The organism is Corynebacterium glyciniphilum AJ 3170 (assembly GCF_007673095.1).
GTDB lineage: Bacteria > Actinomycetota > Actinomycetes > Mycobacteriales > Mycobacteriaceae > Corynebacterium.
This window is the reverse complement of sequence record NZ_VDYZ01000228.1, coordinates 1-272: the sequence shown is the minus strand read 5'-3', so window position 1 is coordinate 272 and position 272 is coordinate 1. Positions and strand designations below refer to the sequence as shown.

At 66.9% G+C, this 272-nt stretch carries 1 protein-coding gene; it reads left to right on the top strand.

Features of this window, described 5'->3' with window-relative positions; genetic code table 11:
* Nucleotides 1–31: 31 nt before the first annotated feature.
* Nucleotides 32–272, top strand: a 241-nt coding sequence (locus tag FS507_RS20025) for a hypothetical protein (RefSeq protein WP_222121471.1), incomplete at its 3' end; no start/stop codon positions are given.

Below are 272 nucleotides of genomic sequence, written 5' to 3'. Positions count from 1 at the left end.
GTTGTAGGGGATGTTGGGGGTGATGATGGGGGTGCTGAAGAGGAAGGGGATCTTGAAGTGGGGTGGGTGGGGAGGGGTGGTGGAGGGGGAGGAGGAGAGGGGGGAGGGGTTGGGTGAGGACGAGGTGGGAGTGGGGAAGGTGGGGGATGGGGTGGGGGAGGGAGATGGGGTGGGGGAGGTTGGGGAAGGGGGGGATGTTGGGGGGGAGGAGGTAGTGGGGGTGGATGGGGTAGTGTGTGGGAGTCTTGGGGGGGGGTGGGGAGGAATTGGGG